The sequence below is a fragment of the Streptococcus mitis ATCC 6249 genome (assembly GCF_000146585.1).
Lineage (GTDB): Bacteria > Bacillota > Bacilli > Lactobacillales > Streptococcaceae > Streptococcus > Streptococcus mitis_AZ.
Map to the genome: position 1 here is coordinate 1784370 of NZ_GL397179.1, position 14924 is coordinate 1799293.

At 42.6% G+C, this 14924-nt stretch carries 14 protein-coding genes and 1 riboswitch; of the genes, 5 read left to right on the forward strand and 9 right to left on the reverse strand.

The genetic code is table 11. The annotated features are described in order from the left end of the window. Positions 1–18: 18 nt before the first annotated feature. Both rpsI and rplM read right to left on the reverse strand, forming a co-directional pair. Positions 19–411, reverse strand: coding sequence for a 30S ribosomal protein S9 (gene rpsI, locus HMPREF8571_RS10285; RefSeq protein WP_000075973.1), 393 nt, complete (start codon positions 409–411; stop codon positions 19–21). An 18-nt stretch (positions 412–429) separates the two neighbouring features. Then, positions 430–876, reverse strand: a complete 447-nt coding sequence (gene rplM, locus HMPREF8571_RS10290) for a 50S ribosomal protein L13 (protein ID WP_001044624.1) — start codon at positions 874–876, stop codon at positions 430–432. Between the two features lie 395 nt (positions 877–1271). Between rplM and HMPREF8571_RS10295 the strand changes: the two genes are divergently transcribed. From HMPREF8571_RS10295 to HMPREF8571_RS10305, 3 genes are read left to right on the forward strand one after another with little or no spacing between them, the layout of a single operon-like run. Further along, complete coding sequence (locus HMPREF8571_RS10295) at positions 1272–1598, forward strand: PadR family transcriptional regulator (protein WP_000273868.1); 327 nt, start codon at positions 1272–1274, stop codon at positions 1596–1598. Next, positions 1585–2184, forward strand: coding sequence for a DUF1700 domain-containing protein (locus HMPREF8571_RS10300; protein ID WP_000167721.1), 600 nt, complete (start codon positions 1585–1587; stop codon positions 2182–2184). The genes HMPREF8571_RS10295 and HMPREF8571_RS10300 overlap by 14 nt, the downstream gene beginning before the upstream one ends. Further along, entirely contained in the window at positions 2177–3217 is a 1041-nt protein-coding gene (locus HMPREF8571_RS10305) for a DUF4097 family beta strand repeat-containing protein (protein ID WP_001273947.1), read from the forward strand. The genes HMPREF8571_RS10300 and HMPREF8571_RS10305 overlap by 8 nt, the downstream gene beginning before the upstream one ends. 171 nt (positions 3218–3388) lie before the next feature. Here the strand turns inward: HMPREF8571_RS10305 and HMPREF8571_RS10310 are convergent, their stop codons facing one another. The 7 genes from HMPREF8571_RS10310 to HMPREF8571_RS10340 form a co-directional block, all read right to left on the reverse strand. Continuing rightward, complete coding sequence (locus HMPREF8571_RS10310; protein ID WP_001245391.1) at positions 3389–4588, reverse strand: ABC transporter permease; 1200 nt, start codon at positions 4586–4588, stop codon at positions 3389–3391. After that, entirely contained in the window at positions 4585–5478 is an 894-nt protein-coding gene (locus tag HMPREF8571_RS10315) for an ABC transporter ATP-binding protein (RefSeq protein WP_000895265.1), read from the reverse strand. Before HMPREF8571_RS10315 ends, HMPREF8571_RS10310 begins: the two co-directional genes overlap by 4 nt. 250 nt (positions 5479–5728) lie before the next feature. After that, a complete protein-coding gene (pheT, locus tag HMPREF8571_RS10320) occupies positions 5729–8134 on the reverse strand; it encodes a phenylalanine--tRNA ligase subunit beta (protein WP_000961502.1) in 2406 nt (801 codons plus the stop codon). A 131-nt stretch (positions 8135–8265) separates the two neighbouring features. Continuing rightward, entirely contained in the window at positions 8266–9312 is a 1047-nt protein-coding gene (gene pheS, locus HMPREF8571_RS10325) for a phenylalanine--tRNA ligase subunit alpha (protein ID WP_000103740.1), read from the reverse strand. Between the two features lie 273 nt (positions 9313–9585). Beyond that, the gene (locus tag HMPREF8571_RS10330) at positions 9586–10236 is read right to left on the reverse strand and encodes a phosphatase PAP2 family protein (RefSeq protein WP_004240497.1); all 651 of its coding nucleotides are present in this window, start codon (positions 10234–10236) and stop codon (positions 9586–9588) included. Further along, positions 10226–10789 carry an ECF transporter S component gene (locus tag HMPREF8571_RS10335; protein ID WP_000185843.1) on the reverse strand — a complete coding sequence of 188 codons (564 nt, stop codon included), beginning with the start codon at positions 10787–10789 and terminating at the stop codon, positions 10226–10228. Before HMPREF8571_RS10335 ends, HMPREF8571_RS10330 begins: the two co-directional genes overlap by 11 nt. 153 nt (positions 10790–10942) lie before the next feature. Continuing rightward, positions 10943–11160, reverse strand: a riboswitch (FMN riboswitch). A gap of 40 nt (positions 11161–11200) precedes the next feature. Continuing rightward, positions 11201–11704, reverse strand: coding sequence for a tRNA (cytidine(34)-2'-O)-methyltransferase (locus HMPREF8571_RS10340; RefSeq protein WP_000181357.1), 504 nt, complete (start codon positions 11702–11704; stop codon positions 11201–11203). A gap of 400 nt (positions 11705–12104) precedes the next feature. Between HMPREF8571_RS10340 and trkA the strand changes: the two genes are divergently transcribed. After that, on the forward strand, positions 12105–13451 hold the full coding sequence (gene trkA, locus HMPREF8571_RS10345; RefSeq protein WP_000706819.1) for a Trk system potassium transporter TrkA: 1347 nt from the start codon (positions 12105–12107) through the stop codon (positions 13449–13451). Positions 13452–13454: 3 nt separating this feature from the next. After that, positions 13455–14894: a TrkH family potassium uptake protein gene (locus HMPREF8571_RS10350; protein ID WP_001043440.1), complete on the forward strand. Its 1440-nt coding sequence runs from the start codon at positions 13455–13457 to the stop codon at positions 14892–14894. The last annotated feature ends 30 nt before the right edge of the window (positions 14895–14924 follow it).

Genomic DNA, 14924 nt, shown 5'->3' on the forward strand with positions numbered 1-14924 from the left:
TTGATATAATCGTATTGATTAACGTTTTGAGAATTGTGATGCTTTACGAGCTTTCTTAAGACCTGGTTTCTTACGCTCAACTTTACGTGAGTCACGTGTAAGAAGTCCTGCGCGTTTCAATGAATCGCGGAAGTCTGGGTCTACTTGAAGAAGGGCACGAGCGATACCATGACGGATAGCTCCTGATTGACCAGCGTATCCACCACCTACAACGTTAACGAAAACATCGTATGAACCTACAGTTGAAGTAACTGCGAATGGTTGGTTGATTACAAGACGAAGGTCAGCGTGTGGGATGTACTCTTCAACATCTTTTTTGTTAACAGTGATTTTACCAGTTCCTGGAACAAGGCGAACGCGTGCAACAGCGTTTTTACGACGTCCAGTACCTGCATATTGTGCTTGTGACATACTTTATTGTTCCTTTCCTTAGATAAGTCCTGAAATATCAAGAACTTCTGGTTGTTGTGCAGCGTGAGTGTGCTCAGCTCCAACGAATACTTTCAATTTCATACCTTGAGCGCGGCCAAGAGTATTGTGTGGAAGCATACCTTTAACTGATTTTTCGATCAAACGTACTGCGTTTTTAGAACGAAGTTCACCAGCAGAGATTTGTTTCAATCCACCTGGGTGGTTTGAGTGAGTGTAGTAGATCTTATCAGTTGCTTTTTTACCAGTCAATTTAACTTTTTCAGCATTGATAACGATTACGAAGTCACCTGTATCAGTGTGTGGTGTGAATGTTGGTTTGTTTTTTCCGCGAAGTACGCTAGCAACAACTGCTGAAAGGCGTCCAAGAGGTACATCAGTTGCGTCAACAACGTACCATTTGCGTTCTACTTGGCCTGGTTTAGCCATGAATGTAGTTTTGTTCATGATTTCTCCTATATGAATATCGTTTTTGTTTACTGGGCGGATGTTCCGGTCCGCGGGGTATTTGAAAGGTTCCGGGGCCTTACAAATGGGGTAAACAATACCGTCTACTATCATACCAAATTTCACTACTAAAAGTCAATAGATATGAAAATATTTTTCCCTTTTATCATCAAAGAAGCTTTCATATTAATCGTTCCCAATAAGCTTTCTTTCCCATTTTTAATCAATATACTACTTCTTATTTTATAGTAGATATGTTTTTGCGTAATATCATTACAAACTATTTTGTTGAATTATATATTTTTTTTTTATATCATACTTGACAATTATTCTAAAAGAAGATAAGCTATATATAAATTAATTATATATATTTTTTTTACATAAGGAGGTGGTTCATGTATTTCCCTACATCCTCAGCTTTAATAAAATTTCTCATCCTTGCCATTCTTGAAAAAGATGATTCCTACGGTTATGAGATTAGTCAGACCATTAAGCTAATTGCTAACATCAAAGAGTCTATTCTTTATCCCATACTAAAAAAGCTGGAACAAAATGATTATCTCGCAACTTATTCGAAGGAAAAACAGGGGCGTAAACGAAAATACTATACACTTACTTCTTACGGATATGAATACCTACTTACTCTGAAAGAAGAGTGGAAACTTTATACTACAACAATCAACGGCATCGTAGAAGGGAGCATTCGACATGACAAAAACTGAATATATAGCTGAGCTGGAAAAGTATCTAAAAAAACTACCACGTAAGGACTACGAAGAAACTATAGAACATTTCACTGAGTATTTTGACGAAGTAGGACCTGAAGGTGAAGCAGCCGCTATTGCTGATTTAGGAAGCCCTAAGGAAGCGGCCCACGAGATTATGTTGAATCTTTTGGACAAAAAAGTCGAGGAAGATAATCAAGACAGCAGTTCATCAAAAAACACTAAGAACATCGTACAGATTGCTATCCTATCCATTTTGGCAGCACCCTTGGCTATTCCGCTCTTTATAGTAGCAGCACTTTTGACTTTTGTTTTCTTCCTCTTAGTCTTTATCTTTGCTCTCGTCATGGCTATAGGTGCCTTTGCCTTCTTTATCTTTGGCATCAGCCTGATCTGGGACACTTTGACAGTGGGACTGACGACATCGATCCCGGCCTTCCTGTTCACTCTGGGGCTCAGTGTTCTAGCTCTGGGACTGTCCGGCATCTTCTACGCAGGCATTTCTCCTGTTACTCAGTTTGGCAAGGCTGGCTTTGTCAAACTAGCTCAACTTTTCGCAAAGAAAGGAGCACGTCATGGCTAACATCAAATTGAAAAAACCTCTTTTATCCGCAGCTATTTTAGCCTGCCTCTTTGGTGGAGCCTTGACAACTATCGGCTCCATGACAGGCGGTGTCAATGACTTGGTCAATTCTGCCAAAAGCAAGGTAAAACTAACGAAAAAAGAAGAAAGCTTCTCTGATCTTTCTTCCCTAAATATTAACTTAGCAGCTAGAAACCTCGTCATCAGCGAATCTCCTGATGACAAGGCTCACTTGACCTATTACCAAAGCGATGGTAACTATCAGATTGATGGAAGCTCGCTTGGAAAAATAACAACAAGTTCTGAAAACGGAAACTTAAACATCAAGGAAGATGGTGCAGGCTCCTTCTACATAAGCGCTGGCATCCGCTCCTTACTCAGCTTATTTGACCAAGAATCTCAGGGGAAGAGTACTGTGCAGCTTTCCCTGCCTAAGGGGACCAAGCTTGAGACATTCAGCGGCAGTTCGTCATTAGGAGATGTTACGCTGTCCAATCTATCAGCCAAAAATGCTGACTTCTCTCTATCCAATGGCTCGTTGACTGTAAATGATAGCCAATTCGCATCTGGTAAATTTAAGAACTCTTCGGGAGACATTACCCTTAATAACAGTCAGATTAGCTCTGGAAAAATCATTGATTCTTCAGGTACCATCACTCTGAGCAACAGCCAGTTCGCATCGGGCGAAATAGCAAACTCTCTGGGAGATGTCAACCTAAACTCGAGCAAAATCTCCGACAGCACTCTGAAAACCTCAAGCGGCTCACTGAACTCCGAACGATTGGAATTAGCTGGTACAATCTCTATCACTGACCAATTGGGCGATATTAATCTGCATCTGGTTTCTGGCAGTTTGTCGCAGCTATCCTTTGATCTGAAAACGAATCTAGGTGAAATTGACATCCCTAGTGGTATGAATGTAGAGCACACCAAAGGCGATGATGTTGGCGACTCTGCCATCCGTAAAGTCGAAAATCCGACAACTACACTTACTGCCAGCGCCCAAAGCGGTAGCATTAAGCTCAGCGAATAAATCATTTTTTGCATGTATAGGTGAAAAAGGATCTATACCTTTTTCCCTAGTACTATGTATTTTTAGTTATTGTTTCTAAAGAAAGTATTAGGATAAAAACACTCAAAAAGGATAAGATTTCACTTGAATCTTATCCTTTTGTTATTTTATATTTTCTTTTAACCCGCAAACCTATTTGTAAGCTAGGGCACGTTTAAAGCTTTTCCATAAACCTAAGTCATCTGTCTGAAGGACTAGGCTGGCATACATGCGTCCGATAAAGGCTGTTGCAGTGGCTGCAAAAATAACCGTTATGGCAAGGGAAATCCAAGCTTCTAAATCACTTGCATAACCATTGATGGCTCTAAATGGCATAAAGAAGGTCGAGATGAAAGGAATATAGGAACCAATTTTCAGAACTAAATTGTCCCCAGCAGCACCTAGAGAAGTCACACCGACAAATCCTGCTATAATCAAGATCATCAATGGTGACAAGGCCTTTCCTGAATCCTCAGGGCGAGAAACCATAGAGCCTAGAAAGGCTGCTAAAACAACGTACATAAAGAGGCTAACCAAGACAAACAATAAGGTATTGAGCGAGAAGGCCTCTCCTATATGGTTTAAAATACCAGATTGTGCCAATATTGGTAGGTCTTTAAAGAGCAGAATGGCAGCCAGCCCACCTACGACGTAAATGCCAATATGAGTCAAAATCACAAGAAGTAAAGCCAGCATGCGAGCGTAGAAATAATGACTTGCTCGGATACTAGAGAAGACCACCTCCATGATTTTGGTTCCTTTCTCGCTAGCTACTTCCTGAGCAGTGACACTAGCATAGGTAATCAAAATCATATAAAGGAAGAAACCAAGCCCTGCGGCCGCAATGGTTTGAACAATTTTTTTGTTTTCCTTAGATTCATCAATCTTCTCAGTAAAATCAACGGTTTGACTCAGGCGCTTTTCCTGCTCTTGGGACAAATTAGCCGCTGAGCGATTGAGTTGGTATTGAAGCTCATTGAGTTTATTGGTTACTGCTAGCTTGATACCTGTTTCAAGTGAAGTTTCACCATGGTAAACGGCTTTGATGACACTATCCTCTTGATCAATGGTTAGGTAACCCTTGATTTTTTCATCCTTGATAGCAGCTTGGGCGCTGGCTTCATCCTTATAATCAAAGTTGATACCATTGGTACCCTTGAGCCCTTCTTCCACAGATGGTACAGTTGTTACTACTGCTATCTTACTATTCTTGGCCATAGAAGACCCTTGGAGAAAGCCGATTCCTACAGATAAGGCTAAAAAGAGGAACGGCGAAATCACCATAAAGAAGAAACTCCATGACTTAACATGTCGAAGATAGGTTTCCTTCATTACAACCCACATATTTCTCATACTTCCACCCCTGATTCTAGTTTAAAGATTTCATCGATTGTTGGAGCTTGCTGGTCAAAGGTCGCGATGTATTGACCTTGAGTGAGGATTGGGAAGAGTTCTCTTCCAGCGCTCTCATCATCTAGGATCAATTTCCAACTACCTTGCTTGGTTAAGCTCACCTGTTTGACATGAGGAAGTTTTTCCAGTTCTTCCTTGCTTCGTTCACTTGAAACAAAGAGACGTGTTTTCCCGTATTGATTGCGAACATCCTGAACTGGTCCATGCAAGACTGCACGCCCATCTCGAATCATGAGAATATCATCGCAAAGCTCCTCGACATTGGTCATGACATGGTCTGAAAAGATAATGGTCGCACCACGCTCTTTTTCTTTTAAGATGACCTGCTTGAGCAGTTCAGTATTGACTGGATCCAGTCCACTAAAAGGCTCATCCAGGATAATCAAGTCTGGTTCATGGATTAGAGTAATAATCAGTTGGATTTTCTGCTGATTCCCTTTTGAGAGACTCTTGATTTTGTCGGTCAATTTGCCCTTCACTTCCAATTTTTCCATCCATTGAGGGAGTTTTTCCTTGACCTCCTTGGCATCCATGCCCTTTAGAGTAGCTAGGTAGCGAACTTGTTCAAGGACGGTCAACTTGGGCATAAGACTGCGTTCTTCAGGCAAATAACCTATCCGAGCGTAAGTTTCCTGACGAATATCCTGCCCATCCAGACTGATCTCTCCTTGGTACTCCAAAAATTTCAAAATACTGTGGAAAATCGTTGTTTTCCCAGCACCATTTTTCCCGACCAGCCCTAGAATCCTTCCTGGACTTGCCTGAAAATCGACACCAAACAAGACTTGCTTGGAACCGAAACTTTTCTCTAGATTTCTTACTTCTAGCATCTTCCACCTCCGAAATATGTTGCACTTATTATACTCCTTTTTGACAGCCTTTACAACGATTTATGTCCATTTCTAACATGATAATTTATAGTAAAAAATTTCGTCTCTAAGGATTTTAAGTGCTTCAGTGATAGTTTTAGTATAACCCATTAAAGACTATCCGGGAGAATTTTTCCTCAACTGTCGCTTTTTATTCCTGAACGAGCATTTTAAGAATTTAAAAATCCACCCCGAAGGATGGATTGAAAATTTAACGCACTTCTGCATGGACTTTTTCTTCGAGAGAAGTTTGGATTTTTTCCATGTAACGTGCTACTTCTTCGTCCGTCAAGCTATCTTCTGGATTTTGGAAGGTTAGGCTATAAGCCATTGACTTCATACCAAGTCCCAGTTTTTCGCCTGAGAAGACGTCGAAGAGTTTGATATCTGTCAAACGTTTCACGCCTGCAGCTTGAATTGCGTCTACAACTTCTTGATGGCTAATTTCTGCCTTGAGAAGAAGGGCAATATCACGGCTAACTGCTGGGAATTTCGTGATTTCCACAAATGGAGTAGCCGGTTGGAGGGCAGCTTCGATGGCTGAAAGGTTGAGTTCCGCTACATACGTTTCTGGAATATCATAAGCCTTGGCAGTGACTGGATGTACTTGCCCAAGGAAACCAAGAACTTGGTCACCGAGTGATATCACGGCTGTGCGTCCTGGGTGAAGGCTAGCGATTTCAGCTGTTGATGTGTAGGTCACTTGGAGTCCCAAACGAGCAAAGAGGGCTTCAAGGATTCCCTTAGCATAGAAGAAATCAACTGGAACCGCTGCTGTTTGGAAGTCTTTTTCAGCAACCAAGCCTGTCAAGGCAAAGGCAAAGCTGTTGATCTCGTTTGGTAGGTCTTCTTTGGGATTGCCTGTTTGTTCAAAAACTTTTCCAATCTCATAAAGAGCCAAGTTTTTGTTCTTACGAGCCACGTTGTAGGCCACTGTATCAAGGATACCTGAGACCATATTTTGACGGAGGACTGAACGATCCACAGTCATTGGCCACATGAGTTCTGTAAGGTTACTTGGTTGAGCTGTAAACTCAACTGCTTTTTCAGGAGTAGTCAGAGCGTAGGTGATGATTTCAGTCAGTCCTGCTCCTTCAGCAATGGTACGAACTTGGCGACGAAGTTTCTGTGTCGCTGTCAATTCCCCTGCTGTACCGTCATCTTTTGGAAGGCTGGTTGGCAAGCGATCATATCCATAGATACGAGCGATTTCTTCAAAGAGGTCTGCCTCGATGGTGATATCCCAACGACGACGTGGGACGCTGACAGTGAAGGCTTCCGCATTTCCAGAAAGCCCAAAGCCAAGACGACGGAAAACGTCTTCTACATCTGCGTATGAAAGCTCTGTACCAAGGACACGGTTAACGTCTGCAAGGGTTGAAGAAACTTCTACATCAGAGGTATCAAGTTCACCAGCCGATACGATGCCCTTACGCACTGTCGCACCAGCTAATTCAGAAATCATGCTAGCTGCCGCATCAAGGGCTTCATTGACTGTTGCCACGTTGATTCCCTTTTCAAAGCGCGAAGATGATTCAGAGCGTAGGTTGAGGCGACCACTGGTCTTACGGATAGATTTGCCATTGAAAACAGCAGCTTCAAGCACAACACGACTAGATTTTTCAGAGATTTCTGTAGCTTGTCCGCCCATAACACCTGCAAGAGCAACTGGCTTGTCTGCGACAGTGATAACTAGGTCATTTGTTTCCAAATCACGTTCTTCACCATCCAAGGTCACCAATTTTTCACCGGCACGCGCTTCACGTACACGGATGTCAGTCCCTTCAAAGGTATCCAAATCAAAGGCATGCATCGGTTGACCAAAGTAGAGTAGGATATAGTTGGTCACGTCTACAACGTTATTGATGGGACGGATACCTTCATTCATAAGAAGGTTTTGCAACCATTGTGGACTTGGTGCGATGGTCACATTGTCCAAGATACGAGCTGCATAATAAGGCGCCTTGTCTGTGTCAATGCTGACAGAAAGAGCATCTGCTGCTACTTCGTTTGTTTCTGTTAGAGTAAATTCTTTAAAGTTAACTGCCTTGTCATAGATGGCTGCCACTTCGTGCGCCACGCCACGCATAGAAAGGGCGTCCGCACGGTTTGGAGTGATGGAAAGTTCGATGATTTCATCATCCAAGTCTAGGTAAGAGAAGACTTCCTCACCTGGAACGGCATCTTCTGGCAAGATTTGGATGCCATCTGCGAATTCCTTTGGCACAACGGAGTCAGAAATCCCCAATTCACCAAGTGAACAGATCATTCCAAGTGACTCAAGTCCACGAATTTTCCCTTTTTTGATCTTGTAGTTATCAGCGATGCGAGCTCCTGGAAGAGCCACCATGACCTTGATACCAGCACGCACATTCGGAGCACCACAAACGATTTGACGGGCTTCTTCTTCGCCAACGTTAACCTGACAAACATGAAGGTGAGTTTCTGGCACATCTTCGCAAGACAAGACCTCACCGACGACAATTTTTGAGAGACCAGCAGCCGGTGATTCCACACCTTCTACCTCGATCCCTGTGGTTGACATTTTTTCAGCCAACTCTTGTGATGGCACAGCAATGTCCACCAATTCTTTTAACCATTTATAAGATACTAACATAATTCTGATTGTAAGGTCCCAGCATGCAAGACCTTTTCAATTCCTTTCTTTTTCTTCGAGTCAGTCGTTTCTATTTTTAGACTAAGCTAAAACGAGAACGACTGTTTAGGATTGTATTTCAGGTTTCAATCTTATTTAAACTGTTCTGAGAAGCGGACATCGCCTTGGTAGAATCCACGAATATCGTTGATTCCGTAACGGAGCATGGCTACACGCTCTTGACCAAGACCAAAGGCAAAACCAGAGTAAACCGTTGCATCAATACCACTCATCTCAAGGACACGTGGGTGAACCATACCGGCACCCATGATTTCAATCCAACCTGTTTTCTTACATACGTTACAGCCTTCTCCGCCACACTTGAAGCAGGAAACATCCACCTCAACAGATGGCTCTGTGAATGGGAAGTAAGATGGACGCAGACGGATCTGACGCTCTTCACCAAACATTTTTTGCACAATCAACTGAAGTGTTCCTTGAAGGTCCGCCATAGAGATATTTTTCCCAACAACCAAGCCTTCGATTTGGTGGAACTGGTGACTGTGGGTTGCATCATCCGTATCACGACGGAATACACGTCCTGGTGAGATCATCTTCAAAGGACCTTTTGAAAAATCATGGGCATCCATGGCACGCGCCTGAACTGGAGACGTATGAGTACGGAGCAAGATTTCTTCAGTGATATAGAAAGTGTCCTGCATATCGCGAGCTGGATGGTCTTTTGGAAGGTTCATGCGCTCAAAGTTGTAGTAGTCTTTTTCAACTTCAAAGCCATCCACGACTTGGTAACCCATACCGATGAAAATATCTTCGATTTCCTCACTGGTTTGTGTGAGAATGTGACGGTGACCAGTCGCAACAGGTCGACCCGGAAGGGTCACATCGATGCTCTCGCTAGCAAGTTGTGCTTCAACTTTCTTTTCTTCCAAGAGCTTTGCCGTTTCTTCAAAGGCAGCTGTCAAAATATCACGAGCCTCGTTGACGTGTTTCCCGATGATTGGACGCATCTCAGCAGAGACATCCTTCATCCCTTTAAGAATTTCGGTAAGCGAACCTTTTTTACCTAGGACAGAGACACGCAAGTCTTGCATCTCTTTTTCATTTTCAGCAGTAATCTGCTTCAAGCTAGCCAGCGTTTCTTCGCGAAGCGCTTTTAATTGTTCTTCAATAGTTGACATAATTCCTCCATCAGTCGCTTATCAGATAAAAAGAAAACCACATGTCAAAAACTCCACTCGGAGCGTTGACACGCGGTACCATCCGTTTTCATCTGACAAGTCAGACCTTCATTTCTAAATCCATGCGCAAGTGAATTCACCCAGCTTTCATATAGAGAGCTTGCAGTCACGGCTCTCCTCCCTGATATACTTCCCTTGAGGTACTAGTCTTGCGGATTTCTATTCAATTACTACTTAGTTTATCAGATTTTCACCATTCTTGCAAGACCTATCTCACTTCTGTTTGCCTTTAAATCGCCATTGGAAGCGGAGCTTGTCATAGAAGGGAAATTCAATAAACAGGACTCCCAAACCCACACAGAGACTGGCAAGGACGTCTGATGGATAATGAACTCCTAGATAGACTCTCGATACCAGCACACTGACGAGGTAGAGACCTAGCACGATTTGCACAATTTTTCTCCAAACCGGATCTTTAATCCGTTGACTGAGAATGACAATCAAAGTGCCTACCATCAAAGTTACAGCCAAAGAATGGCCACTTGGAAAAGAAAATCCCTTCTCCTCGACTAGGTGTAAGATAGCTGGTCGTGGGCGCTGGTAAATATTTTTAAAGGTCACGATTAAAAGACCGGCTAAGGCCAGATTGCCCGCCATAAAGTAGCTTTCTATCTTCCACTGCTTACGATAAAAGATAAAGGCTGCGATGGCAACCCAGGTGATAATCACTGGGATATCAATCAAATGCGTAAGGGCTCGGAACAGAACTGTCAAATAATCTGGCAAGTCCCCACGAATGGCAGTCTGAATCGGTTGGTCAAAACCGACCAGCATTTCGGGGTAAAACTTAACCATATAGCCAAGAAGGACGAAAAGTAAAAGGGCAAAACTGCCCTTCATTAAAAATGTTTGTTTATCTCTCATAATGTTTTAAGGTTGGTTTCAAGAGGACGTATAACAACCAGAATGAAACGGCAAAAATTACACCCTCAATCAAGTTAAAAGGTAATACCATAGTCATTAGGTAGTTGGAAAGTCCCATAATTTTTCCAATATCAAAGTTGGCAAACTTCGCGTACAAAGGAACAGCATAGACATAGTTGAGAACCAACATAGCCGCAGTCAAGCCGATAGTTCCCGCTAGAGATGCTAGTAGAAAACGAAGGGTGCTGCGTTCCTTTTTCCAAATCAAACCAAAAGCGATAACAAAAACTCCCAAGGCCACGATATTCATTGGCAAGCCAATGTAGGTATTCACTCCCTGGCTATTGAGAAGCAACTTCAAGAGTGATCGCAGCAAGAGAATCCCGAGAGCAGCAGGCAAATCCATGACCACCAAGCCCACAAGGACTGGCAAGATACTAAACTCGATCTTGAGGAAGGTCGCCGCTGGCAAGAGCGGAAAGTCAAAGTACATCAGCACAAATGAAATGGCTGATAAAATCGCAATGGTCGAAAGTCGACGTGTGTTTGTCATAACAGGTTCCTCCAATTTTCTATAAAATCAGAAGAAGTTGGAAAGGATCCCTCTATCTATTCTCACTTTTTATATCCCCAAAGTTCCCTCTCACTCATTTGAGCAAGCGGTTGCAATTTATCTATAAACTCATCAGAACAGACAAAGCTATTCTTTCGTCTTCTCCCATCCAGACTATACTGTCGGTTGTGGAATCGCACCACATCAGCTTGCGCTCGCGGACTTATTTGGCTAAGATATTTTAGATTTACCTAGGCGTCGCAGTCGAAGATAATACTTAAGTATATCGAGACAAGACAACGAAGAGTAAGCCAAAATAGCTAGTTAAAGTCACCGCCGGTCGGGAATCTCACCCTGCCCTGAAGACCCTTTAATCATAACAAAAAACGCTTGCAAGTGCAAGCATTTTGTTTATTTCAATTTATCCGCTTCATAGGTGTGAACGAGCTCTAAACCAGCAAAATGTTGCTGACGAAGAGCCTCATAGACAATCATGCAGACCGTATTGGAAACATTGAGGCTGCGGACATGTTCATCGTTCATAGGAATACGGAGAGCTTTCTCTGGATGTTCACGCATAAAGTCCTCTGGCAACCCCTTATCTTCACGTCCAAAGAGAAAATACTGATCTTCACCACTTGCTAAATTCGCCTCAGAATAGACCTTTTCTGCAAATTTCGAAATCAGATAGACTTGTCCTTTCATCTGAGACAGAAAGTCTGCCAAGTTATCATAAAAATGAATCTCTAACTTATCCCAATAATCCAAACCTGCTCGCTTCATCTTGCGATCATCAATGGGAAAACCCATTGGTTTGATGATGTGGAGGGGAGAATTGGTCGCAGCGCAAGTACGCGCAATGTTACCTGTATTTTGTGGAATCTGAGGTTCAAATAATACAATGTGATTTGTCATGACGGGTTTCCTTTTATCATTGCAAAAAAATAGCCACACTGCCCGGAGTCAAGCTCAGCAAACAGCGTGGTTAAGGCATCGTTAACTTACCTCACAACAGGTTTGAAGTAAATCAGCGAAACTACTTTCTTAGTATAACACTTTCAGAACCAATGTCAATAGAAACGACTTGAATTTTTTACTTTTTTTAATGATACTTTCATACTCGGACATTCACTTTCAGAATAGCCTTATGACGAGAATAAAATCGCTTCATCCAAGAGACATTTTTATAGAAGATAAGCAGATTTATCTTCAGAAACTTGAAAAAGGCCTTTCTTCCCTTAAAAATCGGCTTGACAAGTGCATTTTTTACTAAAAAAGGGTATGATAGTTACATCATGAAAAAGTAGGTTTTTATATGAAAATTGTCCTTGTTGGTGGAGGGAAAGTTGGTTTTGCCCTCTGTCGTTCACTAGTTGCGGAAAACCATGATGTTGTCCTCATCGAGCAAAATGAAGCTGTACTGAACCATATTGTCAGTCGCTTTGACATCATGGGCCTCCTTGGAAATGGTGCCGACTTTACTATCTTAGAGCAAGCCGGTGTTCAAGAGTGTGATATCTTTATCGCACTAACCGAACACGATGAAGTGAACATGATTTCAGCAGTTCTTGCCAAAAAAATGGGAGCTAAAGAAACCATCGTTCGGGTTCGAAATCCAGAGTACTCCAACTCCTATTTTAAGGAAAAAAATATTCTTGGATTTTCTCTCATTGTCAATCCTGAGCTTCTGGCTGCTCGTGCTATTGGGAATATTGTTGACTTCCCAAGTGCCCTTTCGGTCGAACGTTTCGCTGGAGGTCGAGTTAGCTTGATGGAGTTTGTTGTCAAAGATGCTAGCGGTCTTTGCCAGATGCCCATTTCAGAATTTCGGAAAAAATTTGATGTGATTGTGTGTGCTTTGGAGCGCAACCATGAGTTGATCATTCCAGGTGGTGAGATGACCCTTCAAGATAAGGATCGCATCTTTGTTACAGGAAATCGGGTCGATATGATGCGCCTGCACAATCATTTTAAAGCTCGGACTGTTAAGAGCTTTCTGATTATCGGAGCAGGAAAAATTGCCTACTATCTCGTCGGCATCTTGAAAGACAGCCGAATTGACACCAAGGTTATCGAAATCAATCCTGAAAGAGCCCGTTTCTTTAGTGAAAAATTCCCAAATCTCTATATCGTTCAGGGAGATGGGACAGCCAAAGATATCTTACTAGAAGAAAGTGCTCCTCACTACGATGCGGTCGCAACCTTAACTGGGGTGGACGAAGAAAACATCATCACCTCCATGTTCCTTGACCGTGTTGGCGTCCAGAAAAACATCACCAAGGTCAACCGGACCAGTCTCCTAGAAATTATCCATGCACCTGATTTTTCAAGTATCATCACGCCAAAAATCATCGCAGTGGATACCATTATGCACTTTATCCGAGGACGGGTTAACGCTCAATACTCAGACCTTCAAGCCATGCACCATCTTGCAAACGGCCAGATTGAAACCCTACAATTCCATATCAAGGAAGCTAATAAAATGACTGCCAAGCCTCTTTCTCATCTGAAATTGAAGAAGGGTATTCTCATCGCAGCCATTATTCGAAAAGGAAAAACAATCTTCCCGACCGGAGAGGATACTCTGGAGGTCGGAGACCAATTACTGGTAACCACCCTGCTACCAAATATCACCAAAATTTATGATTTGATTGAGAGGTAAGAAATGAATAAAAGTATGATTCGTTACCTCCTCTCCAAGCTTCTCTTGATCGAGGCTGTTCTCCTACTAGTTCCTGTCAGCGTAGCGACCTATTACCGAGAGTCCAGCCAAGTATTTACAGCTCTTTTTACTACGATTGGAATTTTAGTTCTTCTCGGTGGGGTGGGAGTCCTACGAAAACCAAAAAATCAACGGATTTATGCCAAGGAGGGTGTCTTAATCGTTGCTCTCTGTTGGATACTCTGGTCTTTCTTTGGTGGCTTACCCTTTGTCTTTTCAGGACAAATTCCCAGCATCATCGATGCATTTTTCGAGATCAGCTCTGGTTTTACAACGACTGGTGCTACTATCCTAACAGATGTTTCCGTTCTCAGTCGTTCCCTCCTCTTCTGGCGAAGTTTCACCCACTTGATCGGAGGGATGGGAGTGCTTGTTTTCGCACTTGCTATTATGGACAATGCTAAGAATAGTCACTTAGAGGTGATGAAAGCAGAGGTCCCTGGTCCTGTCTTTGGTAAGGTTGTATCCAAACTGAAAAATACTGCCCAGATCCTCTATCTCCTTTACCTAGGACTCTTCTCCCTCTTTGTTGTCATCTACTATCTAGCAGGTATGCCCTTGTTTGATAGCTTTGTCATCGCTATGGGAACAGCAGGAACGGGGGGATTCACCGTCTACAATGATGGAATCGCCCACTACGGTAGTTCCCTAATTACCTATCTTGTCAGTTTTGGCGTTCTGGTTTTCGGTGTCAATTTTAACCTCTATTACTTTCTCATGCTCCGTCGGGTCAAGGCCTTCTTTGGAGATGAGGAACTGCGGGCTTATGTCATTATTGTTCTGGTGTCTACCGGTTTGATCACCCTCAACACCCTCCACCTTTACCAAGGTGTCTCTAAGAGTTTTGAGATGGCTCTCTTCCAAGTTTCCAATATCATCACGACAACTGGATTTGGTTACGGAGATATTACCAACTGGCCCCTTTTCTCCCAGTTTATCCTCCTCTTCCTCATGGCAATCGGTGGCTCAGCTGGGTCAACAGCAGGTGGTCTCAAAATTATCCGTGGACTGATCCTCACAAAAATTGCTAAAAATCAGATTCTGTCCATCTTATCCCCTCACCGTGTCTTGACTCTCCATGTCAATAAAACGGTGATTGATAAGGATACTCAACACAAGATTCTCAAATATTTTGTGATCTATGCTATGATTTTATTGTCACTCATCTTTATCATCAGCCTAGACAGCAATGATTTTCTAGTCGTGACCAGTGCGGTCTTCAGCTGTTTTAACAATATCGGACCAATTCTAGGTACAACATCGAGCTTTGCCATCTTTAGTCCCATCTCTAAAATCCTACTCTCTTTTGCAATGATTGCAGGTCGCTTAGAGATTTACCCAATTTTGCTACTCTTTATGAAACGTACCTGGTCTAAACGTTAATTACAATACAAACCCCCTTTTACAAGCAAG